A 25,566-nucleotide genomic window follows, 5' to 3' on the forward strand; every position below is an offset into this window, starting at 1 on the left:
TGTCAACTGGGCGGCACTGCGGGCACTAGGGTCTGCAGACCATGACGGCGATAGTGCAGAACCTGGTCACGTCGGGCGTTTTCGAGCTCGACGGCGGCAGCTGGGACGTGGACAACAACGTCTGGATCGTGGGCGACGACGCCGAGGTCATCGTGATCGACGCGGCGCACGACGCCGCCGCGATCGCCGACGTCGTCGGGGACCGGGAACTGCGCGCGATCGTCTGCACCCACGGCCACAACGACCACGTCAACGCCGCGCCCGCGCTGGCCGAGCGCACCGGCGCGCCGATCCTGCTGCACCCGGACGACCGCGTCGTCTGGGACCTCACGCACCCCGGCCGCGCGCCGGACGGCGAGCTGGCCGACGGCCAGGTCATCACCATCGCCGGCACCGAACTCACCGTGCTCCACACGCCGGGCCACGCGCCGGGCGCCGTCTGCCTCTACGCGGCGGACCTCGGCGTGGTCTTCACCGGCGACACGCTCTTCCACGGCGGCCCCGGCGCCACCGGACGGTCCTATTCGGACTATCCGACCATCGTGAAGTCCATCCACGATCGGCTTTTCGCCCTCCCCGACGCGACGGAAGTCCGCACCGGGCACGGTGAAGGCACCACGATCGCCGAGGAGAAGGCGGGCGCCCCGGAGTGGCCCGAGGCCTGAACACAGCACGAGCGGAACCAGCTGAACACCGGGCCGGCCCCACCACAGAACCCGCTACCGAGGCACCACGCGGCAGGCGGCGGGCTGCGCGACGCAGTCGTAGCGTGCCGGCGCCGCGCCGTCCGCGGTGTTCATGTTGTATTCGACGCGGTGGAAGGCCCACGCGGTCGTCTTGAACGGAGGCGACTCCGGCGGCGGCAACGTCACCGTCCGCCGGTCTCCGCGGTACGAGTACTCGATCCGCACCCGCCACGTACAGAAGCACTTCCGCGTCGAGGCCCGGACGATCAGGTGCTCGGTCTGCCCTTTCTCCAGGAAGAGCACCTTGCCGTCGGAGAGGTACGGCCGGGTGGCCTTGCCGGGGTCCCCCGACTCGTCGGCCACCAGCGCCGGCACCTCCGGTCCCGAGTCGAGGTGGAAGTCGACGATCGGCGCATCGGAGCTCCCCTGCGGATCGGCGATGAACGCGGTGCCGTCGAGCGGTGGCAGCCGCTTCTCGACGACGGCGGTGATGCGCACGAGGTCGATCCGGCCGGACCGGTTGCTGTCCAGCGTGATCTGGTGCCCGGAGACCCCCATCTGCGCGCCGTTGCGCTGGACGGCGTCGAAGCTGTCGCCCGGGGCCGCGACGGTGACCTGGTCGCCGGTTGCCCAGTAGAGCCCGGCGACCACCTCGCGGAAGTTCTCGCTCGAGACCGTGACCGGCTGCTCGCCGTAGACGTCACGCGCCTTGTCGACGACCCAGGGCGCGATGCCGGGCACCGCCGCGGTGAGCAGCAGCGGGGTCAGGGTCACGATGAGCCACTTGGGCCCCTTGCCCAGCGCACGCCACCGCGCACGCCATCGCGGCGACGCGGCGCGCCGGGGCTCCGGTTTCTTCGGCGGGGAAAGACGACCGGCGACGCGCGGCCTCCGGTTCACGGGGTCACCTCGGCCGCGGCGTCAGGTTCGTCCACAGCGGCGGCCTCGGGTTCGTCCGCCGCGGCATCGGCGAGTCCGTGCTCCGGCCCGAGGAACTGCGAGATCAGCGCCACGAGCAGCAGCGGCACCGCGACCAGGGCCGCGAGGTAACCCGATCCGAGCCGGACGGTGCCGAGTTCCATGCCGGCCTGGTCGGCCAGCCCCAGCGGGTCCCACAGCAGCAGCGCGCAGACGACGAGCACGCCCCAATTCCCGTAACAGAGGTAGAGCGCCGCCGAACGGAGGATCCGCCGGAGCCCGTCGGCCGCGACCGCGGCGCCCACCATCAGGGCCAGCACGCCGAACAGGGCGATCCGGTAGACCAGCGTCCAGCTCTCGAACGGCCGAAGCGCGGACTCCCCGACGGTCACCTCGGTTTCGAACCAGGGCAACGAAAGCGACAGGACCACCGGGACCACGGCGAGCACGAGCCCCACCACCACGACTGCCGTCGACCGGCGCCGCGCCGGCCTGCCGTCCCCCTCGGCGCGGAAGGCCAGCGCCGGGCCAGTCGCCCAGCTCGCGAGAACCGGGCCGAACCCGAGCAGCAGCAGGCCCGCGGCGAAGAGCAGCAGCCCCTGCGCGGGCTCGACCGACATACCCTGGGCGTTCTGGCCGAGCACCTCCGCCAAGGCCGCTCGCGGGGGCTGCAGTCCCAGCAGGATCACCGCCACCGCGGGCAGGGGCCCGATTCCCGCGGTGAGGAGCCGGACGCCCGCGGTCGGGCGCCGGCTCGCCGAGAGCAGGATCGCCGAAACCACCACTATGACGACCATCAGCAGCGAGAGCGTCTGTCCCTGTGAGCGCAACGCGCTAAGCGGGATCCCGCCGCTTCGCGCACCAGCGCCGGTTTTGGCGACGATCCACGGCATCGTCAGCCCGACCAGCGCCAGCCCACCGCCGATCCCCGAGAGAACGACCCCGCCGAGCCAGGCCACCGTGACTTCGCGTACCGGCGTCGAAACACACCCAGGTTGTTCCATCCAGCTTCTCCCCCGTCAGCCGCCAGCAGCATAGCGATTACGGCGAATGACCAGGAATGGTTCGCCCGGAATCTTCCGGACACTCCGGCGAGCCGGGCTAAGGCGCCAGCCGGGGTGGCACCGGTTCGACGCGCGCCTTCACCTTGGCCTCGGCCGCAAGCGTTTGCGCCCAGGTCTGGAGGCCCTCGACGTCAACGCCGTGCGGCGGCCGCGCGCGGAACGGCTCGATGTTCACCGCGCCGCGCTCCAGCAGCGAGGCCGCGCCCGCGCCGTTGCCGCGGGCGGCGTGGGTGAGGCCCACCGCGAGCTGCGCCAGGCCCCGCCACAGCTCGCGCTCGGGGCCGTCGGTCGACTTCCACGCGTCCTCGAAGACCTCGTGGGCGTGGAAGGGCTTGCCCTCGTCCAGCAGCCGCTGGGCCAAGGTCAGTGTCTCCTCCGGGGTGCGCACGATGCCCTCGGGCTGACGCTCGACGCCGTCGGCGCCGTAGGGCAGCGGCCGTCCGAGGCCGTCGCGGGGGCGTGCGTTGCGCGCACGCCCGGTGTCGTCGCGGTCACGGCCGTTCATAACGGCATTGTTCCACGGGCCACGCCTGGTTCGCGTCCCGCGCGCGAGCCACGTACCGTGGGAACACGTGCGCTTTCTGGATGGGCATATGCCCGCTCACGACCTGACCTACGACGACGTGTTCCTGCTGCCGAACCGTTCCGACGTGGAGTCCCGCTTCGACGTAGACCTGTCCACTGTGGACGGCAGCGGCGCGACGATCCCCTTGGTGGTGGCCAATATGACCGCCGTCGCCGGGCGCCGGATGGCCGAGACGGTGGCCCGCCGCGGCGGGCTCGTGGTGCTGCCACAGGACGTCGACACCGCCGCGGTCACGGAGATCGTGGCCTGGGTGAAGAGCCGCCACACAGTGTGGGACACCCCGCTCGTGCTGACCGGCGGCGACGCCGTGGCCGACGCGCTGAACCTCGTGCACAAGCGCGCTCACGGCGCCGTGGTGATCGTCGACGGTGACGGCAAGCCCGTCGGCATCGTCGACGAAGCGGCCTGCGCGGGTGTCGACCGCTTCGCGCGCCTCGCCGACGTCGCGCAGCCCGCGGCCGTCGCCGTTCCGCTGGACACGCCGCCGCGTGAGGTCTTCGAGCAGCTGCACGCCCACGGCGCCCGGCTCGCGCTCGGCCTCGACGCCGAAGGCCGCCTCGCGGGCGTGCTGACCAGCGTCGCCGCCCTGCGCGCGGGCATCTACACACCGGCCGCGGACGCCGACGGCAACCTGCGCGTGGCCGCGGCTGTGGGAGTGAACGGCGACGTGGCCGCGAAGGCCCAGGCGGTGCTGGCCGCGGGCGTCGACACGCTGGTGGTCGACACCGCGCACGGGCACCAGGAGAAGATGATCGCCGCGCTCAAGGCGGTCCGCTCGGTGTCGCCGCGGGTGCCGGTGGTGGCCGGCAACGTCGTCACCGCCGAGGGCACGCGCGACCTGATCCACGCGGGCGCGGACATCGTGAAGGTCGGCGTCGGCCCCGGCGCCATGTGCACCACGCGGATGATGACCGGCGTCGGGCGGCCGCAGTTCTCGGCCGTCGCGGAGTGCGCGGCCGCCGCGCGCGAGCTGGGCAAGCACGTGTGGGCCGACGGCGGCGTGCGGCACCCGCGCGACGTCGCGCTGGCCACGGCCGCGGGCGCGTCCGCCGCGATGGTCGGCTCGTGGTTCGCCGGCACCCACGAATCACCCGGCGACCTGCGGTTCGACGAGCAGGGGCGGCCGTACAAGGAGTCGTTCGGCATGGCGTCCAAGCGGGCCGTCGGCGCCCGGACGCGCACGGACAACGTCTTCGACCGCGCCCGCAAGGCCCTGTTCGAGGAGGGCATCTCGTCCTCGCGCATGGCGCTGGACCCGAACCGGCCCGGCGTGGAGGACCTGATCGACTCGATCTGCTCGGGCGTCCGCTCGTCCTGCACGTACGCGGGCGCGCGCACGCTGGAGCAGTTCCACGAGCGCGCGCTGCTGGGCGTGCAGTCCGCCGCCGGCTTCGCCGAGGGCCGCCCGCTCCCGTCCGGCTGGTGAGGACGAAAAGCCGTTAAGGCCTCCTTACCCGCGTCCGACGCGGGTAAGGAGGCCTTAACGGACTTCAGGGGCTCAGCCGTGGTCCTCCAGCATCTCGGTGACCAGCGCGGCGATCGGCGAGCGCTCCGACCGGGTCAGCGTCACGTGCGCGAACAGCGGGTGGCCCTTCAGCTTCTCGATCACCGCCGAGACGCCGTCGTGCCGTCCGACGCGCAGGTTGTCACGCTGGGCGACGTCGTGCGTGAGCACCACCCGCGACGCCGTGCCGAGGCGGGAGAGCACCGTGAGCAGCACGTTGCGTTCCAGTGACTGCGCCTCGTCCACGATCACGAAGGTGTCGTGCAGCGACCGGCCGCGGATGTGGGTCAGCGGGAGCACCTCGAGCATGCCGCGGTCGAACACCTCGTCCAGCACGTCCTGGCTGACCAGCGCGCCGAGGGTGTCGAACACCGCCTGCGCCCACGGCTGCATCTTCTCGCTCTCGGAGCCCGGCAGGTAGCCCAGGTCCTGGCCGCCGACGGCGTAGACCGGGCGGAACACCACGACCTTGCGGTGCTGGCGGCGCTCCATCACCGCCTCGAGCCCGGCGCACAGCGCCAGCGCGGACTTGCCGGTGCCGGCGCGGCCGCCGAGGGAGACGATGCCGACGTCGGAGTCGAGCAGCAGGTCCAGCGCCACGCGCTGCTCGGCCGAGCGGCCGTGCAGCCCGAACGCCTCGCGGTCGCCCCGCACCAGCCGGATCCGCTTGTCCGCGGTGACCCGGCCCAGCGCGCCGGTGCTGCCGGCGAGCAGCCGCAGCCCGGTGTGGCAGGGCAGCTCGCCCACCTCGGCGAGGCCGAACTCCACCGGGTCCACCGAGTTGCCCGCGAACAGGCCGTCGACCAGCTCCTGCGGCACGTCCACGTCGGTCATGCCGGTCCAGCCCGACGGCGTGACCTCCTGCGCGCGGTACTCGTCGGCGGCGAGGCCGACGGCCCCGGCCTTGACCCGCAGCGGGATGTCCTTCGTCACCAGCGTCACCGGCACCTTCTCCACGGCCAGGTTCAGCGCGCAGGCGAGGATGCGGTGGTCGTTGGAGTCGGTCCGGAAGCCGACCGGCAGCACCGAGGGGTCGGTGTGGTTGAGCTCCACCTGCAGGGTGCCGCCGTGGTCCCCGATCGGGATCGGCGCGTCGAGCCTGCCGTACTGCCGGCGCAGGTCGTCGAGCAGCCGGAGCGACTCGCGGGCGAACCAGCCGAGCTCGGGGTGGTGACGCTTCGCCTCCAGTTCACTGATGACGACCAGCGGGAGGACGACCGCGTGTTCGGCGAACCGCGTCACCGCCCACGGGTCGGAAAGCAGGACCGACGTGTCCAGCACGTACGTGGACACTTCGTGGTCGGGCGAGATCGAGGCTTTCTCCGGGCCAGAGGCACCGGTCGAAGAACGGCCAGAGGCCTTGCGGGGTGAACGCTGCGCAGTCACGACGGCATCTCCCTCGAGGGCGTGTGCACCCCACGCCCGCACTCGCTGGGCCGGGCACCTCCCTGGCTGGGTCCGCTCCTCCTGACGCCGGCTGCGTCAGGCGATGCGGCCACGAGGGCCGGGTGCCGGCCCCCTCGTGCATCTCGTGGGCGGCTGAGCCGCCCCCTCGATCAACGCCACGACCAGGGCCTCCCGCGAGGGCCCGCACGGAACGCGTGCCCTCACTTCCGGAAGGTACCTACGTCCGGGCGATCGTGCAGGCAGCCACACAGGTGATTCGCCAATTCGTCATCTCACCGTGGGTCGCCCGACATCAACAGCCTGTGACGTCACGCTGAGTGATCGCCCGGGCATTCGGGGGATCACGCGTCGGCATGATCTTCGAGAAATTGTCACCGAACGAGGTCGAAAGCGCCGGGGAAAAGCTTGTACCACGGGCCTAGTTGAAATGCATTTCGCGTACTGGACACTGACCCGGACCGGGTGAACCCGGCCATTTCCGGCTCACACAATGGGAGTACCGGGCATTCATTACGGGCCGGACGGGGGTAATTTTCTCACTGCGGGACACACCACCAGACCCATCGGTGCCCGAGATCCCAGAATATCCCTACCTAGGAGTGTGCGAAGTGCTGAAGAAGGCTGGAATTGTCGCCGGTGCGGCCGCGGGCCTGATGATGCTCGGCGGTACGGCGTTCGCCGCGCCGGCCCACACCCCGGACCCGACGTTCGGTGACGCCGTCACGATGTTCACCGACGGTGGCGGCGCGCTGGGCTACGGCGCGGCCGCCCTGGTCGCGGGTGCCTACACAGGCATCGCCACCACCCCGGCGCTGGTCCTTCACTCGCTGGAGCACCACGGCCACTGATCGTGGTGCGTGGTAAGGGCCCCGGAGTTCGCTCCGGGGCCCTTACCCATGTCCGGGGTCCCCCGGCGTCAAGAGCCGAAGCGGCGGTGCCGCCAGGCGTAATCGCGAAGTGCGCGAAGGAAGTCGACGCGGCGGAATGCCGGCCAATACGCCTCGGTGAACCAGAATTCCGAATGCGCGGACTGCCAGAGCAGGAATCCGGAAAGCCGCTGCTCACCGGAGGTCCGGATAATGAGGTCCGGATCCGGTTGTCCCGAGGTGTACAGGTGCTCGGAGATGTGGTCGACGTCGAGTATTTTCGCCAGCTCGCGGATCGTGGTGCCCTCGTCGGCGTGCTGGAGCAGCAGCTTGCGCACGGCGTCGGCGATCTCCTGCCGCCCGCCGTAGCCGACGGCGACGTTCACCTCCATGCCCGGCCGGTCCCCGGTGCGGGCCACGGCGGCGGTGAGCTTCTGCGCCACCTCGATCGGCAGCAGGTCCAGCGCCCCGACGATCCGCAGCCGCCACGGCGCCTCGGGGGCCGCGAGCTCGTCGGTGACGTCGGTGATGATCTTCAGCAGCGGGGTGAGCTCGTCCGGGTCGCGGTTGAGGTTGTCGGTGGAGAGCAGCCACATGGTGACCACCTCGACCTCGGCCTCCTGGCACCAGCTGAGGAAGTCGGCGATCTTCTTGGCCCCGGCGCGGTGCCCGTCGGCCACGTCGGTGAAGCCGGCTTCGCGCGCCCACCTGCGGTTGCCGTCGAGCATGATGGCGACGTGCCGCGGATGGCTGTCCGCGGCCTGCTGGATCAGGCGGCGGCCATAGACGCTGTAAACGACGTCGGACATGAAGGACCTGATGCTCACGTCAGCTGAGCGTACGCACCCCTGAGACGGACGTGTGACGCGCCACGAGTGGTGGCGAAAAACCTACGGTCCCGTAACCTTGCTGGGGTGAGCGTGATGACCGAACCACCACCGTCCGGCCCTGCTCCCGTCGACACCCGCCCGCGCCTGCGCGGGCACATCCACTTCTGGTCCTTCTTCGGCGCCGTCGCCGGCGCCGCGGCGCTGATCAGCCTCGCCGCGTCGACCGTTTCCCCGCTCGCGGCACTGGCCACGTCGGTCTACGGGCTGACCGTGCTGGGCCTGTTCGGCGTGAGCGCCCTGTACCACCGCCGGCTCTGGAGCCCGCGCGCGTACAAGTGGATGAAGCGCGCCGACCACTCGATGATCTTCCTCTTCATCGCCGGCACCTACACCCCGTTCGCCCTGCTGGCCATGTCCCAGCCCACGGGCTACATCGTCCTCGCGGTCGTCTGGGGCGGCGCGGTACTGGGCGTGGGCATGAAGATGCTGTGGCCGCACGCCCCCCGCTGGCTCGGCGTCCCGATCTACATCGCGCTGGGCTGGGTGGCGGTCTTCGTGATGCCCGAGCTGGGCCACCACGCCGGCGTCGCCGCCCTCGTCCTGCTCTGCGTCGGCGGCCTCTTCTACACCATGGGCGCGGTCTTCTACGCCGTGAAGTGGCCCAACCACTGGCCGAACACGTTTGGCTACCACGAGTTCTTCCACGCTTGCACGGTGCTGGCCGCGGTTTCGCATTACATCGCGATCTGGTTGGCGATGTACGCCTAGCTGGGGTTTTCGTCGACGTTCGGTAACAGACCAGCCAGCAACCGTCGGCGGCGGCAAGCTCACCGCCGGCTTCCTCACCGCAGGCACGTCGCTGCTCGCGACCGGCGTCCGCTCGGGCAAGGCCACAGTGAGGCACTGGGCCTATCAAGGGCCTGCTCACCGAGCTCGTCCTCGGCCGCCACCCGGAATTCGCCGCGCAAAAATCCCGTCTTCTCGGCATGTAGCGGGATTCCACCCCGCTCTGCACCCCGGCACCGTTTCAGAGTTCGGGGGTGGTCACCGCAGCAGAAGAAGCACCGCCGCACCCACCGTCCCCCTGGTGACGAGCAGCAGGAGTGCGTAGCGGAGTGTCGTCGGCCAGCCTGCGGATGAGGCGGCGAGCAGAGAGTCGTGCGTGGTCCCCCGGGTGACGTTCACAGTCGGACCTTCCGGTGGCGGGCAGAAACGAACCCCCCGGGACGGCAGAAACCCGTCGCCGACAAAGAGGCTAGCGGCGGGGCGCGGTCGGTGTCGAGGGGCCGTTCAGGGGCACCAGTGCCGGGGTCAGCCCCGCAGCATCGGCGCGGCGAGGAACTGCTCCGGGATCGCGAACGCGTCCACCAGCTCACGCGCGTGCGGGCGCAGCTCGGCGCATAGGCCGTTCACCGCGGCCGTCACGGCCTTCGAGCGCGAAGCCGTGAGACGGCCGTGCTCCAGGAACCACGCGCGGTCCTCCTCGATGGCGGACAAGGCGTACAGGTCGCAGACGCGCTCCAGCAAGACCTTCGCCTCCGGGTCCGCGCAGGACTCGGCCGCGCGGGCGAGAGCGTCCAGCACCAGGCTGTCGACGTGCACACGGCCGGCGCGCAGCACGTGGTCCTGCGCCGCGTTGAATACGCCGAACGGGTCGTCCGCCGCCTTGCGCAGCCGGTTCGCGACGCCCTCCAGGACGTGTTGCTCGCGGTCCTCGAACATCTTCTGCTGCCACTCGCGGTCGAACAGCACGTCGCCGTCGTCGGACTCGGTGAGGCGCTCCACCACCTTGCGGGCGGCGGTGCGCTCGATCACCGCGCCCACCAGCTGTTCCGCGACGAAACGCGCCGTCGCCAGCGGGCTGAGGTCCTCGAAGTGCTCCTTGTACTGCGTCAGTAGGCCCTTCGCGACCAGCTGCAGCAACACGGTGTTGTCACCCTCGAACGTGGTGAACACGTCGGTGTCGGCCTTCAGCCCGGCGAGCAGGTTCTCCGACAGGTAACCGGCACCGCCGCAAGCCTCGCGCGCGGCCTGGATCGTCTGCGTCGCGTGCCAGGTGTTGAGGGCCTTCAGCCCCGCGGCGCGCGCCTCCAGCTCACGCTGCTCCTCCTCCGGCGCGTCCGACGCGATGTCGTGCAGCTTGGAGACAAGCTCCTCCTGCGCGAAGTGCAGCGCGTACGTCTTCGCGAGCGCGGGCAGCAGTTTCCTTTGGTGGCCGAGGTAATCGAGGATGACAACCTCGTCGCCGTCCGGGCGCTTGAACTGGCGGCGCTGCTCGCCGTAGCGAATCGCCAGCGCGAGCGCGCGCTTCGTGGCGTTGCCCGCACTGCCGCCGACGCTGACCCGGCCACGGATGAGCGTGCCGAGCATGGTGAAGAAGCGCCGTCCGTCGCTCTCGATCGGGCTGGAGTAGGTGCCGTCTTCCGCGACGTCACCGAAGCGGTTCAGCAGCGCCTCACGCGGGACGCGGACGTGGTCGAAGGCCAACCGTCCATTGTCGACACCGTTGAGGCCCGCCTTGCGGCCGCAGTCCTCGATCGTGACGCCGGGCGCGCGATCGCCGTCGTCGTCGCGGATCGGCACCAGGAAGGCATGCACACCACGGGATTCGCCGCCGGTCACGAGCTGCGCGAAGACGACGGCCAGGTGCCCGTCGCGCGCCGCGTTGCCGATGTACTCCTTGGTGGCGCCCGGATCCGGGCTGTGCACAACGAATTCGCGCGTCGCCGGGTCGTAGGTCGCGGTGGTGTGCAGGTTCTGGACGTCGGAGCCGTGGCCGTGCTCCGTCATCGCGAAGCAGCCGAGGATGTCGAGGTCCATGATGCCGCGCAAGCACTTCTCGTGGTGCCGCTCGGTGCCGAGCAACTGCACCGCGCCGCCGAACAGGCCCCACTGGACACCGGCCTTGACCATCAGCGAGAGGTCGCCGAAGCCGAGCATTTCGAACGACGTCACCGAGCCGCCGACGTCATCCCCGCCGCCGTACGCCGCGTCGAAGCCGAGCGCCGGCCGGTCGGTTCGCGCCAGCCGGCGGAGATTTTCCAGTACCTGCGCGCGATGCGCCTCGATGTCGAGGTCCACCGGGTCCCTGAAGTCCTCGGCCGTCATCTGCGCGCGCACGCCGCGCCGGAGCCCGGCCCAGCGGCCGTCGAGGACGGCGGTCAGCGCGTCCGGGTCCACTTTGGTCGGAACGGCAGGGATGTCCACGGCTCCTCCGATGCGGCTGCGTTGCTACTCAAGAGGAAGACTGCCCCAGCGCGACGGCCCGCGCAGGTCGAGGTGAGAAGGAAGACTCGATCGTTTAGCGGGCGTTCGGCCGGGGAAACCGGCGGCAAAGAAGAGGTCGCGCGGGACCGGCGCGGGCGACTGGCTGCGGACGGCTGCCTGGACGCCGAAAGGGGACCCTCGCCGCGCGCGAGAGTCCCCTTCGATACCGGCTCAGCCCAGGTCGGGCCCCTTCGCCCGCAGGTCGTCGACCTTGGTCATCGCCTCGCGCAGGTCGGCCAGCCAGGTGTCGGCGTGCTGGCCGAGCAGGCGGACGGCCCACACCAGTGCCTCCGAGCGGGATCGGGCGACCCCCGCGTCGACGAGCGTGTCGAGGATCAGCCGCTCCGGCTGCCGCAGCCGGGTCATCACCGGCGCGGACAGAGTCGTGAAGAGGACCTCCGTGCCGCCGAGCTTCGCGCCCCAGGCCACCTTCCGCTGGTAGCGGTGCTCGGCCTGGCGGGCGATCTCGATGCGCTCGTCGCGGGTCTCCTCGCGGAACCGGCTGATCCGCCCGTCCTCGGCGGCCGCGCGGGCCGCGTCGTCGGCGAATTCGCCGGTCAGCGCGGGCAGTTCGCCCACGATGACGATCTCCTCGCGGTCCACCGTGACCTCCGGCGCGCCCGTGAACCATTCGTCCGGGAGCCGCCCGCCCAGCCAGGCGGCCGCGTCGTCGGCCGACGGCACCTCGCCCTGTGACCAGCCGCCGCGGCCCTTCCAGCCTCGTCCCATGTGTCCCACCACCCTGAAGTACGTGTCCATGTTCGCCTCCGCGATTACATGATTACAACGTCACCGACGCTACGCCGGATACAGGCGTGGCAGGGAGGTGTTCACCAGGGGCGGAAACTCAGAGCTGGGCCAGCAGGTCTTCCGCCGAGGTCACCGGGCGGTCGCAGACGTAGCCACGGCAGACGTACGCCGCCGGCTTGCCCGAGACCAGCGGGCGGTCCGCCAGCAGCGGTACTCCCGCCGCGTCCGGCGCGCCGCCGAGCACAACGCCGCCGCCGTGGATGTTGCGCGCGGCGGTGATGACCAGCTCAGGCGCCGAGCCGACGACGGCGACCTGCACCGGGCCCGACTGCGCGGCCTCCGCGACCGAGAGCCAGTGCCCGGCGAATCGCGGCACCCGCGCGGCCAGCAACCCGACGCGGCGCAGCGCCAGCTCGGCGGCGTCCCGGTAGCGAGCGGCCCGCTCGTGGCCGGCCAGCGCGGACGCCGTCAGCAGGGCGCCCGCCAGCGCGGACGCACCCGCGGGGCTCGCGTTGTCCGTGGGGTCGGAGGGACGCTGGACCAGGGATTCGGCGTCGTCCGCGGTGTCGTAGTACGCGCCGGGCGCGGTCTCGGACGCGAAGTGCGTCAGCGCGAGGTCGAGCAGCCGCGTCGCCTCTGTGAGCCACCGCGGCTCGCCCGTGGCCTGGTGCAGCGCTAGCAGGCCGTCGGCGAGGCAGGCGTAGTCCTCCAGCACCCCGGCGGAGCCGCCGACGACGCCGTCACGCGAACTGCGCCGCAGCCGGCCGTCGACCACGTGCACGTCGAGCAGCAGCGAGGCCGCGTCCCGCGCCAGTTCGATCCACTGTGGACGGTCCAGCGCGACGCCAGCCTCGGCCAGCGCCGTGATCGCGAGCCCGTTCCACGCGGCGACGACCTTGTCGTCCCGCCCCGGCTGCGGGCGTGTGGCCCGCTCGGCCAGCAGCGTCCGCCGGACCCGCTCGTAACGCTCGGCGTCGTCGGGGTCGCTGAGCAGGCGCAGCGTGGAGGCGCCCTCCTCGAAGGTGCCGGACTCGGTGACGCCGAACAGCTCGGCCGCCCACGCGCCGTCTTCGTCGCCGAGCACGGACCGCAGCTGCTCCGGCGTCCAGACGTAGGTGAGGCCCTCGACGCCGTCCGTGTCCGCGTCGAGCGAAGCCGCGAACCCGCCCTGCGGCGTACGCAGGTCCGTGGCCAGGAACTCCGCGACCCCCTCGGCGACGCGCTGGGCGAAGGCCGAGCCGCGACGGGCCAGGTGCGCGTAGAGACGCAGCAGCAAAGCGTTGTCGTACAACATCTTCTCGAAGTGCGGCACGATCCACTCGGCGTCCACGGAGTACCGCGCGAAGCCCCCGGCCAGCTGGTCGTGGATGCCGCCGCGGGCCATCGCGTCAGCCGCCGACTCCGCCAGCGAAAGCGCCTCGGCCGAGCCGGTGCGCTCGTGGTGGCGCACCAGGAACTCCAGCACCATCGACGGCGGGAACTTGGGCGCGGTGCCGAAGCCGCCGTTCACCGCGTCGGCCTCCTCGCCGAGCTTCTTCACGGCGGCGGCCAGCACCTCGGCGTCCACCACCGACTCCTGCATCGGGCCGCCCTGCTCGGCGAGGTGCCCGATGATCTGCTTCGCGCTCGTGCGCAGGTCCTCCGGCCGCTCCGTCCACGCCTCGGTGACGGCGACCAGCAGCTGGCTGAACGACGGCATACCGGGCCGCGGGGACGGCGGGTAATAGGTGCCGCAGTGGAACGGCTCGCCCTCGGGCGTGAGGAAACACGTCATCGGCCAGCCGCCCTGGCCGGTCATCGCCTGCGTGGCAGCCATGTAGACGGCGTCGATGTCCGGCCGCTCCTCGCGGTCGACCTTGATGTTCACGAAGTTCGCGTTCATCAGCGCCGCGGTGCCGTCGTGCTCGAACGACTCGTGCGCCATCACGTGACACCAGTGGCAGGCCGCGTAGCCGACCGACAGCAGGATCGGCACGTTCCGCCGGCGCGCCTCGGCCAGCGCTTCGGCACCCCACTGCCACCAGTCCACGGGGTTGTCCGCGTGCTGCAGGAGGTACGGGCTGGTGGCGTCCGCCAGTCGGTTGGGCATGGTGACCAGGGTGTCACCCACGCGGCCCGGCGCCATCGCCGGACCGCGCCAGGGTCAGTCGGACTTCGACGGGCTCGCGCTCGACGTATCGACCGGCTTCGCCTCGGCCTTCTCGGTCTTCTCGCCTTCCGGAGGCTGGCCGGCATCCGGCTCCGCGCCGGCCTCCCCGGCCGCGGTGGCTTCCTTGTCGTCGGCGTCGAAGCTCGCCGGCACCTTCTTCAGGTGCTTGCTCATCGACCGCACCAGGAACACGACGGCGATCAGGAACAGGATCAGCACCAGCAGGCCGACGGGGGACGACTTGCCGAAGTCCTCACCCTGGCCGCCGTTGTCCCCGCTGTCCGGCTGCTGCGCCAGGACCAGGGCCGACGCCGTCAGCGGGAGCACCGCGACGGCCGGCACACCGAAACTCATGTGCTCACCTTCTCCTTGATGCCGGCGAACAGGTCGTCCTCCGGCAGCGTGCTGTCCACCAGGGAGCGGTTCAGCTCGTACTCCTCGGTCGGCCACGTCTCGCGCTGCATCTCGAGCGGGACCGCGAACCAGCGGCTGGTCGGGTCGATCTGCGTGGCGTGCGCCTTCAGCGCCTCGTCCCGCACCTCGAAGTATTCACCGCACTCGACCCGCGTCGTCACCCGCTCCATGATGTCGGGCCGGTCCGGGTCCCAGGACTTCAGCCACTCCTCGTACGGCGAGGGCAGGCCGGCCGCCTTCAGCGCGGTGTCGAAGGCGATCATCCGGGCCCGGGAGAAGCCGTGCCCGTAGTACAGCTTGAGGGGCTGCCACGGCTCGCCGGCCTCGGGGAACTTCTCCGGGTCGCCGGCCGCGTCGAAGGCCGCCATCGACACCTCGTGGGTGCGGATGTGGTCCGGGTGCGGGTAGCCGCCGTTCTCGTCGTACGTGGTGATCACGTGCGGCCGGAACTCGCGGATCACGCGGACCAGCGCCTCGGTGGGCTCCTCCAGCGGGACCACGGCGAACGAGCCCTCGGGCACCGGGGGCAGCGGGTCGCCCTCGGGCAGGCCGGAGTCGATGAAGCCGAGCCAGCGGTGGCTGACCCCGAGGATCTTCGCGGCGCGCGCCATCTCCTCGCGCCGGATCTCCGACATGTTCGCGAGCACCTCCGGCCGGTCCATCGCCGGGTTCAGGATGCTGCCCGCCTCGCCGCCGGTGCAGGTCACCACCATCACCTCGTGGCCCTCGGCCACGTATTTGGCCATGGTGGCGGCGCCCTTGCTCGATTCGTCGTCGGGGTGCGCGTGCACCGCCATGAGACGCAGGTTCCGGTTGCCGTCGTTCGTCAGCTCGTCAGCTCGCACCATGCTCGGAACGACCCCTTCATGTGCCTTTATTCCGTCGTACCCCGCCCCGGCTCCGCGGCGCCGGAGGGGCTCGCGGATACTCGACTGCGGGTGGTGCCCGCGTCGGCTCCGCCCCCCATTGTCCCCGCGGGTACGACAGGAACGACCGGAGGCCCGGATTTGCAGACCGGAGACGTCGTGACGACCGAGGGTGGCGCCCGTCCGGCACCGCCGGCGGACCGGTACGGCTCGGTCGGCCGGACCAGGTCCCGGCGCTGGCGGCGGTGGCTGTTCACCGTCGTCGCGGTGGTCGTGAGCTGCGTGATCGCCTGGGTGGCGTACGTGAACCTCGGTGACGCCCCGATCGACGCCGAGCGCGTCGCGTTCGAGGACCGCCCGGGCAACGCGATGGAGATCACGATCAACGTCACGCGCGACGATCCCGGCAAAGCCGGGGTCTGCGTCGTCCGCGTGCGGGACCGGGCGGGCGCGGAAAGCGGCCGCCGGGAAGTCCTGGTCCCCGCCGGGGCCGGGCACAGCACCGTGAGCACGGTGGTGAAGAGCATCGGGCCACCGGTGACCGCCGACGTGTACGGTTGCTCGTACGAGATACCACGGTATATGTCAACCCCATAAGCGGCCAACGGGGTGATGTACGCGGCGAGCGACCTCGCCACGTGGGAATTGACCGGCGTCGCGCAGTCATGCCGTGATACGCTGATTCACCAGCACGGCCCGAGGCGGGCCGTGTTTTTCCTTTATCTCAGCCGCGCGGGCAATCCTTGTTCGCGCGGTGGCCGGCTTGTACACCCAAGCCTGGCAGGCCCGACGAGGAGATGGTGACCGTGAGCGACACCAAGGTGACCTGGCTGACCCAGGATGCCTACGACAGGCTCAAGCACGAGCTCGACGAAATGATCGAGAATCGTCCGGTCATCGCAACGCGCATCAACGACAGCCGCGAAGAGGGAGACCTCAAGGAAAACGGCGGCTACCACGCGGCGCGCGAGGAGCAGAGTCAAGCCGAGGCGCGCATCCGCTACCTCCAGGAGCTGCTGCGCTCGGCCAAGGTCGGCGAGGCGCCCGCGGACGACGGCACCGCCGGTCCGGGCAAGGTGCTGACCGTGCGTTACGACGGGGACGACGACGAGGAGAACTTCCTGCTCGCCACCCGTGAAGAGGGCGCCGAGGGCGGGATCGACGTGTACTCCCCGGAGTCGCCGCTGGGCAAGGCCCTGCTCGGCGCCAAGGAGGGCGAGGCCCGCCAGTACGAGCTGCCCAACGGCAAGACCCAGAAGGTCACCCTGGTCAAGGCCGTGCCCTACATCAAAGCCTGATCCACCCGGCGCGCGCCCGGCCTTCGCGGCCGGGTGCGCTCGCCGCGGTCTAGCGTGGCTCCCGGTAACAAAACTGGGAGGAAACCACCATGAGCACCGAACCGATGTGCCTCGCCTGCGGCATGCAGTACGCCGGGCCGAGGGACAACTGCCCGGTCTGCGAGGACGAGCGCCAGTACGTCCCGGCCGCCGGCCAGCAGTGGACCGACCTGGCCACGCTGCGTGACGGCGGGACGTACCGCCCGCGGGTCGAGGAGCAGGGGCCGGGCATCGTCGGCGTCGGGTCGGACCCGAAGTTCGCGATCGGCCAGCGCGCCCTGCTCGTGCGCGCGGAGTCCGGCAACTTCCTGTGGGATTGCGCGGCTTACCTCGACGACGCGCTGATCGCGAAGATCACCGAACTCGGCGGCCTCACCGGCATCGCGATCAGCCACCCGCACTACTACACGACGATGGTGGAGTGGGCGCACGCCTTCGACGTGCCGGTCTACCTGCACGAGGACGACCAGCAGTGGATCGGGCGGCCCGACCCGTCGATCAAGCTGTGGTCCGGCACCACCCTCGACCTGGCCGACGACCTGCGGCTGCTCAACCTGGGCGTGCACTTCGACGGCGGCACCGTGCTGCACTGGCCGGCCGGCGAGAACGGGCTCGGCGCGCTGCTCACGGGCGACATCGTGCAGGTCGTGCCGGACCGCACGCACGTCGGCTTCATGTACAGCTACCCGAACCTGATCCCGGAGCGGCCGAGCGTCGTGCGCCGCGCCGCGGAGCTGCTGGAGCCGTACCGCTTCGAGGCGATCTACGGCGCGTGGTGGGACGCGGTCGTGCGCTCCGACGGGCACGAGGTCGTCCAGCGCTCGGCCCGGCGGTACCTCGCCCACGCGCTGGAAGCGTTCTAGGGCTCGTGAGTGTTTATGACGGTTCTAACCGTCATAAACACTCACGAGTCTTTTCGCGCGGTGCGCTCCAGCAGCGGGCGCACGCGCGGCGGCACCGGCGTCGACAGGGCGATCGAGGTCGACGTGCGCAGGACGTCGGTCACGCCGACCACGTCGTCGATCACCCGCTGCAGGTCGTCGTTGTCCCGCGCGACCAGGCGGACGAAGAGGTCGCCCTGCCCGGTCGTCGCGTGCACCTCGCACACCTCGTCGATGGCCGCGAGCGCCTCGGCGACACCGGCGCGCTTGCCCTGCGCGATCTCCAGCACGGCGAACGCGGTGAGGTTGTAGCCCATCGCCGCGAGATCCAGTTCCGGCGGGAAGCCACCGAGGACGCCGCGCTCGGTCAGCCGGTCGAGCCGCGCCTGCACCGTGCCCCTGGCCACGCCGAGCCGGCGCGCGCACTCCAGCACGCCCAGCCGCGGCGAGTCGGTGAGCAGCAACAGAAGCCGGGCGTCGAGCGAGTCCAGCATCGTCATCTCCCTGCGCAGGTTGTCCAGGATGACGTTCGACTATGGAGTCCTACTAGTCAGCCTGTCCAGCATAATCGGTGACCATTGCTCATCTTGCCCTTCACGACGGATGCTTCCTGACATGACCAACACCATGGATCCGCAGAGCGCGCTCGACGACGTCAGCTACGACCAGCTCCGCCAGCTCGTCGGCCTGGTCGACCACGACGCGACCGCCGACCCGTTCCCGGTCAAGTCCCTCGACGCGGTGGTGTTCGTCGCCGGCAACGCGACGCAGACCGCCTGGTTCTACCAAGTCGCGTTCGGGATGCGCCTGGTCGCGTACTCGGGCCCGGAGACGGGGCACTTCGACCGCAAGTCGTTCGTGCTGAAGTCCGGCTCGGCGCGGTTCGTCATCACCGGCGGCGTGCAGCCCGATTCCCCGCTGCTCGACCACCACCGCCGGCACGGCGACGGCGTCACCGACCTGGCGCTGGAGACCACCGACGTCGACAAGTGCGTGGCGCACGCCCGCGCGGAGGGCGCGACGATCCTCGAGGAGCCGCACGACGTCTCCGACGAGCACGGCACCGTGCGGATGGCCGCGATCGCCACGTACGGCGAGACCCGCCACTCGCTGATCGACCGGTCCCGGTACACCGGCGTCTACCTGCCCGGCTACGAGCCGCGCGAGAGCGCCGTCAAGCGTCCCGAGGGCGCGCCGAAGCGGCTGTTCCAGGCCGTGGACCACTGCGTGGGCAACGTCGAACTCGGCAAGATGGACTACTGGGTCGACTGGTACCACCGCGTGATGGGCTTCGTGAACATGGCGGAGTTCATCGGCGACGACATCGCCACCGACTACTCGGCGCTGATGAGCAAGGTGGTGTCGAACGGCAACCACCGCGTCAAGTTCCCGCTCAACGAGCCGGCCGTGGCGAAGAAGAAGTCGCAGATCGACGAGTACCTGGAGTTCTACGAGGGCGCGGGCTGCCAGCACATCGCGCTCGCCACCAACGACATCATCCAGACGATCACCGCCATGCGCGCCGCGGGCGTCGAGTTCCTCGACACGCCGGACTCCTACTACGAGGACCCGGAGCTGCGCGCGCGGATCGGCGAGGTGCGGGTGCCGATCGAAACGCTGAAGGAGCACAAGATCCTCGTCGACCGCGACGAGGACGGCTACCTGCTGCAGATCTTCACCCAGCCGATCGGCGACCGCCCGACGGTGTTCTACGAGCTCATCGAACGGCACGGCTCGCTCGGCTTCGGCAAGGGCAACTTCAAGGCCCTGTTCCAGGCGATCGAACGTGAGCAGGAGCGCCGCGGGAACCTCTGACCCCAGCCTGGGACAGCATCGTCCCGGCCGCCGGGACACGGCTCCCCAGCAGCGAACGGCCCGTTCGTGACGAATTCGTCGCGAGCGGGCCGTTCGCTACTTTGCGCTACTTCCGGCCACCCAAGGTGCACAGTTATGGTCTGTTTGAGCCGATTGACCGAGATGGGAAACTGGACCGATCGGCGCAATTCAGGCTCAAACGGAACCGGCGGCGCGCCGGGGCCGTCACTGTGGGGAAGTCAGCGAATCAGACAGGGGGGCCGATGCCGGACAGCATCGACGCCAGCCAGCAGATGGTGGACGGCTGGACGCGGCAGCTCAAGGAGACCGCCGCGCGCTACCAGGCGATGGCCGAGCGCGTGCAGGGCCAGACCGTCACGGAGCGGTCGAAGGACGGCCTGGTCGAGGTGACCGTGGATGCCAAGGGGCTGCTCAAGAACCTGGTGATCGCGGAGTCCGCGAACGGCAAGCGGATGGCCGAGGTGTCCGCGCAGGTGATGCAGCTCGTGCAGAAGGCGCAGTCGCGGATTCCCGAGCTGCTGCAGCAGGCCGCGGCGGAAACCGTGGGTGACGACGGCACCACGGACGCGTTGGTGGAGAAGGCGAAGAGCTCGTTCCCCGCCCCGCCGGAGGAGCCCTCGACCCCGGAGCCCGACCGCGTACGCCGCTTCCTGCCCGACGACACGGAGCAGCCGCCACCACCGCCTCCGCCCGCGCCGCCTCGGCAGCAGGCCCCGCCGCCTCCGCCGCCACCGCGTCGCCGCCGGGCCCAGCCGGACGACGATGACGACAGCTTCGGCGGACCGATCCTTTCCTGACGTTCGCGGCCACTCAGCGGCCATTCAAGGGGGACGAAACTCATGGCACCGAAGGGATTCGAGGTCGGCACCGACCTCGAGGCGCACGCCCGCCAGCTCGACGCGCTCGGCGACGCGCTGAAGCAGGCCGTCGACGCCGCGAACCAGGTCAGCATGCCCACGGACGCGTACGGCATCCTCTGCCAGCCGTTCCGGATGTTGCTCGACCCGGTGGAGGAGTACGGCATCAACGCGCTGAAGGACACCGTCACCGCGATGGACGCGCAGGCGCAGAAGGTGCGTGACGCGGCGAAGGCCTATCAGACCTACGAAGGTGACGTCGCGGGCTCGATGAAGGCGAGTGACTGATGGCGGACGCGAACCCGCTGGTCGTCCAGCCGGAGCAGGACGGCGACGGCCCCGGCCCGCTGACCGCCGGCAACGGGGACTACGGCTACGCCACGGGCATCGGCGTCGCCGAGTCCGCGATGGACGCGTTCAACGGCATCAAGGACGGCGACTGGGTCTCCGGCGGCCTCGGCGTGCTGAGCCTCGCCGGCGAGATCGCGGGCGCGGCGATCGACCCGTTCGGCTACCTGCTGTCGTCCGTGGCGTCGTTCCTGATGGAGCACGTGCAGCCGCTGAAGGACATGCTCGACTCGGTGGCGGGCGACCCGCCGGTGATCCAGTCGTACTCCGAGAGCTGGGGCAACGTCGCGAAGTCGTTGCAGGAACAGCAAACCGAGCTGACGAACGCCGTGAAGACCGGCACCGCCGAGTGGACCGGCGACGCCGCCGACGCGTACCGCAAGTCCTCCGCGGAGGCAGCCGAGGCGATCGGCGGTGCGGCGACGGTGGCCGGCGCCATCGGCACCGTCACGATGATCATGGGCGAGGTCGTCGCGTTCGTGCGGGAGACCGTGCGGCAGCTGATCGCCGACCTGGTGGGCAAGCTGATCGCGTGGGTGCTGGAGGAGGTCTTCTCCCTCGGCTTCGGCACCCCGGTGGTGATCGCGCAGGCCGTCGCGGCGATCGCCAAGTGGGGCGAGAAGATCAGCGAACTGCTCACCAAGCTGTGCGACACGATGCGCCGGGTGTCGCCGCTGCTGGGCAAGCTCGCGGACGTTTTCACCAAGATCATCAAGATCCTCGGCAAGCTGGCCGGCAAGGTCACCGGGCTGGACGTGATCAGCACCAAGAACATCAAGGCCGGCGGCTTTTTGCAGCGCGGCGGTTCCGGCGGGGGCGGCGGCGGGCACCACGGCGGCGGGGACGGGGATTCGGAGGGTTCCGGGTCCGGGTCTGGTGGGGCCGACGGTGAAGGCTCGGGCTCTGGTTCGGGTGGATCCGACGGTGAAGGTTCCGGCGGCGGCTCTGGCTCCGGCGGCGGCTCGGGTTCGGGTTCGGGCTCTGGCGACGGCTCCGGTTCGGGCGGCTCTGGCTCGGGTTCAGGCTCGGGCGGCTCTAGCGGCTCCGGCTCGGGCGGCTCGGACTCCGGTGGTTCCGGTTCGGGCGGCTCGAACTCCCACCGCTCAGGCTCCGACGGCGATTCCCCTTCCTCGGGCGGCAGTTCCCGCAGCTCGGACGGCGACGGCGGCTCTTCGTCCACAGGGGACAGTTCCTCTTCGGGTGACAGCTCGCCCCGCCGCTCCACGGGAAACGGCACCCACGGCGACAACGGCCCATCGGGTAGCGGCGACAACGGCCCGTCCGGCGGCGGCAACACCCCGTCCCACACCACCGGCGGCGCCTCTTCCCACTCGGCAGGCGGCGACTCCTCCGCCCCGTCCGGAGGCTCCTCTTCTCACGCCGCCAACGGAAACGGCTCCCCGTCACACGGCGGCGGCTCCCCCTCGCACGCCAACAGTGGGGGCTCCTCGGCATCGTCCGGCGGCGGTTCCACACCGCACTCGGGCGGTGGCAGCTCTGCGTTACATTCCGGTGGCGATTCCGCACCGTCCGGCGGGGGTTCCGCGCCGCATTCCGGGGGCGGCTCCGCGCCGTCGGGCGGCGGCTCCGCACCCCACGCAGGCGGCGGCGGTGCGTCATCCCATTCCGGTGGTGGCGGCGGTTCCGCGACCCACGCGAGCGGGGACGGCCCGAGTGGTGCTTCGCGTCCGGGTGACAGCTCGACGTCGGCTAGTGGTTACGCGCCGTCCCGCGCGAACGAGCCCACGACCGGCGCCCCGGCCCCGCCCAGTGGTGACTCACCGGGTGGATCCACGCCACAGCAAGGACAACCGCCGGCCGGAGGCTCGATGCCGCCCGGTGGCGGTACTCCGGGCGGCTCCCCGTCCGGCACTCCTGGCGGCGTTACCCCCAGCGCCCGCCCCGGCTCCGGCGGCGGTTGGACCGGCACGCCCGGCAGCCCCGGCGCGCGCACTCCGCACACCCCGGACTCGTCCACCGGACGCCCGGGTCCCGACCGCTCCGTCCCCAGCCAACGCCGCCCCGGCGACACCGACCCCAACGCCCGCGGACCCCAGCGCCCCAGCGGCCCCGACACCCGCGGACCACAACGCCCCGGCGACCCCAACTCCAGCAACCCTCAGCGCGCGGGAGACCCCGCCGCCAACAACCCGCAACGTCCCGGCACCACTGATCCCCAAGCCGCCGGGCCCCAACGACCCGGTGACACCACCCGCAGTCCCCAGCAGGCGGGCGATGCCAACGGTCCTGGGCCGCGGCGGCCGGGCGACGCGCCGGAACCCGTGGCGCGCGGGTCGCAGGGCACCGCGACCCAGCCGGGCACCCAGCGGCCCGGCACGCATCCCGGCGGTGGCAACGGTCCCGGCAATACCCGTCCTGGGCACTCCGGCCCCGAAGGTCCACATCGGACACCCGATGGTGGCACTCCCCGTCGTGACACCACAGGCACGCCTCACCGTGATGCCGCAACCACCCCACGCCATGACGCCTCGGGCGCGCCACACCGTGACACCCCCGATCACGACAGTCCCCATCACGACACCCCGCGCCAAGACAACCCGCAGCACGACAACCCACCGGCCGACCACCACAACGACCCAAGCCACGACACCCCTAACCACGACAACCCAAACCAAGACACCCCGGCCCACCACAACGACCCCCTGACCCCCGACGAGGTCAACCAGCACCACTCCGAGAGCACCCCCGCCGGCAGCTCCTACCACCGCGGCGACGCGGACATGGGCGACCTGCCCCACCGCGTCCAGCCGGATCCGGACGGGCGGTTCACCGCGGACGTGCACGTGACGCCGGACGGGCACGCGCGCATCGGCGATCGGCTCTACACGCCGGAGGAATTCGCGGACGTCCTGCGCCGCAACGCGGACTACGACGGCAGGCCCATTCGCCTGATCGGGTGCGACGCCGGGTCCAACGACTTCGCCCACCGGCTCTCGCGCGAGCTGGACACCGAGGTGATGGCGCCGAGCAAACCGGCGTGGACCGACTCGAACGGCCGCGTCTTCTCGTCCGACTACGAGATCGGCCCGGACGGACGGATGCGGCCGCGGATCCCGCCGGACGGCGAGTGGTCCGTGCACCGTCCGGACGGCACGTCGCACCACGTCGGCGACGACGGCTTCGCGCCGGAGACCCGCCACGGCGATCAACCCCACAGCGACCCGCACGAGGTCGACGCAGACAGCTCGCGCCACCGCGGCGACGGGACCGACGGGGCCGACAGCGCCGACCGGGCCGACGGGTCGGACGAGCCGTCCGTGGACGCCGACCACGACAGCGCCGACACACAACAGCACCAACCACAACAGCAACAGCACCACTCGGGCGACGACACCCACAACGAGCCGTCTCCCGAAGCCGACCCGGACGATCGCCCCGTCCCGAAGGACAACAACCCCGACTCCCGGCAGCAGGAGGCGGAGCTGCTCGACCCCGTCCGGCAGGCCGAGGTGCGGCAGCACCCGCAGGACGTCACCGACTTCGCCCCGTCCTCGCACGGCAGCCCGACGGACGTGGGCGGCCCGAACCCCCACCCCGACAGCCCCACCCCGCCGCGAGCGGGCGAGCGGTTCCCCGGCGACCAGAAGCTGGAAGCCAACCACGAATACCGCGTGCACGACGCCGACGGGAACCCGCGCGGCAGCTACCACACCGACGAGCACGGCCGGGTGACGCACATCGACACGTCGCACCCGAACGAACCGCCCCGCGTCCGCAACGCGCCGAATCCCGGCTACCACCCGAATCCCGACGTCACCCACCCGCACCCCGACACCACCTACCGGGTGGAGATCGACGGCCACCACCAGACGTTCACCACCGATGCCGACGGCGTGCCGCATCCGTCCGCGGAGTACCACCGCCCGGACTTCGAGGGCGACCCCGTGACCATCGGCCACGACCACCCGCACGCGCCCAAGGCCGGGGACTCCTTCCAGAGCGGTGGCCCGTACGAACCGCACCGGGAGTACGACGTCACCGACGCGGCCGGCGTGCATCGCGGCACGTTCCACACCGACGCCGACGGCAACGTCCGCTGGGCGTCGGTCGAATCGGGCCGCGTCGGGCGCACCAACCCCGACCTGCCCGAGCCCGGCAGCAGCCACCTGCCGCCCGACGTCAAGGTGCACGCGCAGCAGAAGATCAACCCGGACGGCAAAGCGCCGCCCAACGTCGACCATCCGGAGCGCTTCAAGGACGCCCAGCGGCACGATGTCAAGCGGCCCACGAACAAACCGTTCCTCGACGACACCGTGCCGAGGCACCCCGAGGGTCACCCGTACGCGGGTGAGCCGAAGCTCGAGCCGAATTCCAAGTACGTCGTCAGCAGCGATTTCAAGGACGGCGGCAAAACCACCACCCACCCGCGCACGATGGTCTGGACCGACGAGAACGGGCGCATCGCGGCCATCGAGACCTACCGGCCGCACCACCCGGACCTCATCAACCCGGGCCCGAACATGGTCTACGACGTGGACCACGGCCGGTTCACCTACCAGACCGGCGTGACCGAGCACGGCGGCGTGGACACCGTGCAGGGGCGTGCCGACGACCTGACCCGCGCCGACGAGAGCGAACTGTCCCGGCGCGACGGCCCCTCGCAGGACAAGTCCAATTCCCTGGCCACCACCGGCAAGTACGACGGTGGGCACATCGCGGGCAACCAGTTCACCGGCCCGGGTGAACTGGTGAACATGATGACCCAGTGGCGCCCGCAGAACCAGGGCTGGAAGGGCCAGGCCGGCACGGAGGCCCACTGGAAGGCGTTCGAAACCGACCTCGCGAACCACCTCAAGGCGGGCGGCAAGATCCAGGGCATGGACGTGTTCCCGCTGCGCAATCCGGGCGAGCGGGTGCCGCACACCATCCAGGTACGCTGGGTCGAGACCGATCAGGCGGGCAACATCACCGGCGTGCACATGCGCAGCTTCGGCAACGGGCCGGCGGGCCAGTCATGAACCTGGAAAAGCCTGCGGTAG

General features: G+C 70.9%; 22 protein-coding genes. 11 read left to right on the forward strand and 11 right to left on the reverse strand.

Annotated elements, in window-relative coordinates; all coding sequences use genetic code 11:
* The first annotated feature begins 41 nt into the window (after positions 1–41).
* On the forward strand, positions 42–665 hold the full coding sequence (locus OG943_RS29550; protein ID WP_328604195.1) for an MBL fold metallo-hydrolase: 624 nt from the start codon (positions 42–44) through the stop codon (positions 663–665).
* Between the two features lie 54 nt (positions 666–719).
* Here the strand turns inward: OG943_RS29550 and OG943_RS29555 are convergent, their stop codons facing one another.
* From OG943_RS29555 to OG943_RS29565, 3 genes are all read right to left on the reverse strand, one after another.
* Positions 720–1,586 (reverse strand): hypothetical protein, encoded by an 867-nt coding sequence (locus OG943_RS29555; RefSeq protein WP_328604196.1) that lies wholly within the window; start codon positions 1,584–1,586, stop codon positions 720–722.
* Positions 1,583–2,608 (reverse strand): hypothetical protein, encoded by a 1,026-nt coding sequence (locus OG943_RS29560; RefSeq protein WP_328604197.1) that lies wholly within the window; start codon positions 2,606–2,608, stop codon positions 1,583–1,585. Before OG943_RS29560 ends, OG943_RS29555 begins: the two co-directional genes overlap by 4 nt.
* Before the next feature lie 97 nt (positions 2,609–2,705).
* A complete protein-coding gene (locus OG943_RS29565; protein ID WP_328604198.1) occupies positions 2,706–3,173 on the reverse strand; it encodes a DUF309 domain-containing protein in 468 nt (155 codons plus the stop codon).
* 67 nt (positions 3,174–3,240) lie between these two features.
* On the opposite strand from OG943_RS29565, the gene OG943_RS29570 reads away from it, so the two are divergent.
* On the forward strand, positions 3,241–4,680 hold the full coding sequence (locus OG943_RS29570) for a GuaB1 family IMP dehydrogenase-related protein (protein ID WP_328604199.1): 1,440 nt from the start codon (positions 3,241–3,243) through the stop codon (positions 4,678–4,680).
* A gap of 72 nt (positions 4,681–4,752) precedes the next feature.
* On the opposite strand, the gene OG943_RS29575 is transcribed toward OG943_RS29570, so the two are convergent.
* The gene (locus tag OG943_RS29575; protein WP_442874578.1) at positions 4,753–6,144 is read right to left on the reverse strand and encodes a PhoH family protein; all 1,392 of its coding nucleotides are present in this window, start codon (positions 6,142–6,144) and stop codon (positions 4,753–4,755) included.
* 629 nt (positions 6,145–6,773) lie between these two features.
* Here OG943_RS29575 and OG943_RS29580 point away from each other — a divergent pair.
* The gene (locus OG943_RS29580) at positions 6,774–7,013 is read left to right on the forward strand and encodes a hypothetical protein (protein WP_328604200.1); all 240 of its coding nucleotides are present in this window, start codon (positions 6,774–6,776) and stop codon (positions 7,011–7,013) included.
* A 68-nt stretch (positions 7,014–7,081) separates the two neighbouring features.
* Here OG943_RS29580 and OG943_RS29585 read toward each other — a convergent pair whose 3' ends face one another.
* Complete coding sequence (locus tag OG943_RS29585; RefSeq protein ID WP_328612181.1) at positions 7,082–7,840, reverse strand: isoprenyl transferase; 759 nt, start codon at positions 7,838–7,840, stop codon at positions 7,082–7,084.
* A 114-nt stretch (positions 7,841–7,954) separates the two neighbouring features.
* Between OG943_RS29585 and trhA the strand changes: the two genes are divergently transcribed.
* Positions 7,955–8,629: a PAQR family membrane homeostasis protein TrhA gene (trhA, locus tag OG943_RS29590; RefSeq protein WP_328604201.1), complete on the forward strand. Its 675-nt coding sequence runs from the start codon at positions 7,955–7,957 to the stop codon at positions 8,627–8,629.
* Positions 8,630–9,172: 543 nt separating this feature from the next.
* Here trhA and OG943_RS29595 read toward each other — a convergent pair.
* The 5 genes from OG943_RS29595 to mca all read right to left on the reverse strand — a co-directional run bounded on the left by OG943_RS29595 (position 9,173) and on the right by mca (position 15,289).
* Positions 9,173–11,068, reverse strand: coding sequence for an acyl-CoA dehydrogenase family protein (locus tag OG943_RS29595; protein ID WP_328604202.1), 1,896 nt, complete (start codon positions 11,066–11,068; stop codon positions 9,173–9,175).
* A gap of 231 nt (positions 11,069–11,299) precedes the next feature.
* The gene (locus tag OG943_RS29600; RefSeq protein WP_328604203.1) at positions 11,300–11,857 is read right to left on the reverse strand and encodes a hypothetical protein; all 558 of its coding nucleotides are present in this window, start codon (positions 11,855–11,857) and stop codon (positions 11,300–11,302) included.
* Between the two features lie 118 nt (positions 11,858–11,975).
* Positions 11,976–13,967, reverse strand: a complete 1,992-nt coding sequence (locus OG943_RS29605) for a thioredoxin domain-containing protein (protein ID WP_328604204.1) — start codon at positions 13,965–13,967, stop codon at positions 11,976–11,978.
* 54 nt (positions 13,968–14,021) lie between these two features.
* Positions 14,022–14,381, reverse strand: a complete 360-nt coding sequence (locus OG943_RS29610) for a hypothetical protein (RefSeq protein WP_328604205.1) — start codon at positions 14,379–14,381, stop codon at positions 14,022–14,024.
* On the reverse strand, positions 14,378–15,289 hold the full coding sequence (gene mca, locus OG943_RS29615; RefSeq protein ID WP_328604206.1) for a mycothiol conjugate amidase Mca: 912 nt from the start codon (positions 15,287–15,289) through the stop codon (positions 14,378–14,380). The genes OG943_RS29610 and mca overlap by 4 nt, the downstream gene beginning before the upstream one ends.
* A 159-nt stretch (positions 15,290–15,448) precedes the next feature.
* Here mca and OG943_RS29620 point away from each other — a divergent pair, with 159 nt between their 5' ends.
* The 3 genes from OG943_RS29620 (at position 15,449) to OG943_RS29630 (ending at position 17,507) form a co-directional block, all read left to right on the forward strand.
* Positions 15,449–15,904, forward strand: coding sequence for a DUF4307 domain-containing protein (locus OG943_RS29620; RefSeq protein ID WP_442874579.1), 456 nt, complete (start codon positions 15,449–15,451; stop codon positions 15,902–15,904).
* Between the two features lie 200 nt (positions 15,905–16,104).
* Complete coding sequence (gene greA, locus OG943_RS29625; protein ID WP_328604208.1) at positions 16,105–16,605, forward strand: transcription elongation factor GreA; 501 nt, start codon at positions 16,105–16,107, stop codon at positions 16,603–16,605.
* An 89-nt stretch (positions 16,606–16,694) separates the two neighbouring features.
* Positions 16,695–17,507 carry an MBL fold metallo-hydrolase gene (locus tag OG943_RS29630; protein WP_328604209.1) on the forward strand — a complete coding sequence of 271 codons (813 nt, stop codon included), beginning with the start codon at positions 16,695–16,697 and terminating at the stop codon, positions 17,505–17,507.
* Between the two features lie 41 nt (positions 17,508–17,548).
* On the opposite strand, the gene OG943_RS29635 is transcribed toward OG943_RS29630, so the two are convergent.
* On the reverse strand, positions 17,549–18,019 hold the full coding sequence (locus OG943_RS29635; RefSeq protein ID WP_328604210.1) for an Lrp/AsnC family transcriptional regulator: 471 nt from the start codon (positions 18,017–18,019) through the stop codon (positions 17,549–17,551).
* Positions 18,020–18,140: 121 nt separating this feature from the next.
* Here OG943_RS29635 and hppD point away from each other — a divergent pair, with 121 nt between their 5' ends.
* The 4 genes from hppD to OG943_RS29655 all read left to right on the forward strand — a co-directional run bounded on the left by hppD (position 18,141) and on the right by OG943_RS29655 (position 25,545).
* Positions 18,141–19,340, forward strand: coding sequence for a 4-hydroxyphenylpyruvate dioxygenase (gene hppD, locus OG943_RS29640; RefSeq protein ID WP_328604211.1), 1,200 nt, complete (start codon positions 18,141–18,143; stop codon positions 19,338–19,340).
* 263 nt (positions 19,341–19,603) lie between these two features.
* Positions 19,604–20,158 (forward strand): YbaB/EbfC family nucleoid-associated protein, encoded by a 555-nt coding sequence (locus tag OG943_RS29645; protein ID WP_328604212.1) that lies wholly within the window; start codon positions 19,604–19,606, stop codon positions 20,156–20,158.
* Between the two features lie 42 nt (positions 20,159–20,200).
* Positions 20,201–20,506, forward strand: a complete 306-nt coding sequence (locus OG943_RS29650) for a type VII secretion target (RefSeq protein WP_328604213.1) — start codon at positions 20,201–20,203, stop codon at positions 20,504–20,506.
* Positions 20,506–25,545: a DNA/RNA non-specific endonuclease gene (locus OG943_RS29655; protein ID WP_328604214.1), complete on the forward strand. Its 5,040-nt coding sequence runs from the start codon at positions 20,506–20,508 to the stop codon at positions 25,543–25,545. Before OG943_RS29650 ends, OG943_RS29655 begins: the two co-directional genes overlap by 1 nt.
* Positions 25,546–25,566: the final 21 nt, after the last annotated feature.

This window comes from Amycolatopsis sp. NBC_00345 (assembly GCF_036116635.1).
GTDB lineage: Bacteria > Actinomycetota > Actinomycetes > Mycobacteriales > Pseudonocardiaceae > Amycolatopsis.

Coding starts and splice junctions, on each gene's coding strand:
- OG943_RS29550 (WP_328604195.1), top strand. CDS start 42: ATGACGGCGATAGTGCAGAACCTGGTCACGTCGGGCGTTTTCGAGCTC.
- OG943_RS29560 (WP_328604197.1), bottom strand. CDS start 2,608: ATGGAACAACCTGGGTGTGTTTCGACGCCGGTACGCGAAGTCACGGTG.
- OG943_RS29565 (WP_328604198.1), bottom strand. CDS start 3,173: ATGAACGGCCGTGACCGCGACGACACCGGGCGTGCGCGCAACGCACGC.
- OG943_RS29585 (WP_328612181.1), bottom strand. CDS start 7,840: ATGTCCGACGTCGTTTACAGCGTCTATGGCCGCCGCCTGATCCAGCAG.
- trhA (WP_328604201.1), top strand. CDS start 7,955: ATGACCGAACCACCACCGTCCGGCCCTGCTCCCGTCGACACCCGCCCG.
- OG943_RS29600 (WP_328604203.1), bottom strand. CDS start 11,857: ATGGGACGAGGCTGGAAGGGCCGCGGCGGCTGGTCACAGGGCGAGGTG.
- OG943_RS29605 (WP_328604204.1), bottom strand. CDS start 13,967: ATGCCCAACCGACTGGCGGACGCCACCAGCCCGTACCTCCTGCAGCAC.
- OG943_RS29610 (WP_328604205.1), bottom strand. CDS start 14,381: ATGAGTTTCGGTGTGCCGGCCGTCGCGGTGCTCCCGCTGACGGCGTCG.
- mca (WP_328604206.1), bottom strand. CDS start 15,289: ATGGTGCGAGCTGACGAGCTGACGAACGACGGCAACCGGAACCTGCGT.
- greA (WP_328604208.1), top strand. CDS start 16,105: ATGGTGACCGTGAGCGACACCAAGGTGACCTGGCTGACCCAGGATGCC.
- OG943_RS29630 (WP_328604209.1), top strand. CDS start 16,695: ATGAGCACCGAACCGATGTGCCTCGCCTGCGGCATGCAGTACGCCGGG.
- OG943_RS29635 (WP_328604210.1), bottom strand. CDS start 18,019: ATGCTGGACTCGCTCGACGCCCGGCTTCTGTTGCTGCTCACCGACTCG.
- hppD (WP_328604211.1), top strand. CDS start 18,141: ATGACCAACACCATGGATCCGCAGAGCGCGCTCGACGACGTCAGCTAC.
- OG943_RS29645 (WP_328604212.1), top strand. CDS start 19,604: ATGCCGGACAGCATCGACGCCAGCCAGCAGATGGTGGACGGCTGGACG.
- OG943_RS29650 (WP_328604213.1), top strand. CDS start 20,201: ATGGCACCGAAGGGATTCGAGGTCGGCACCGACCTCGAGGCGCACGCC.
- OG943_RS29655 (WP_328604214.1), top strand. CDS start 20,506: ATGGCGGACGCGAACCCGCTGGTCGTCCAGCCGGAGCAGGACGGCGAC.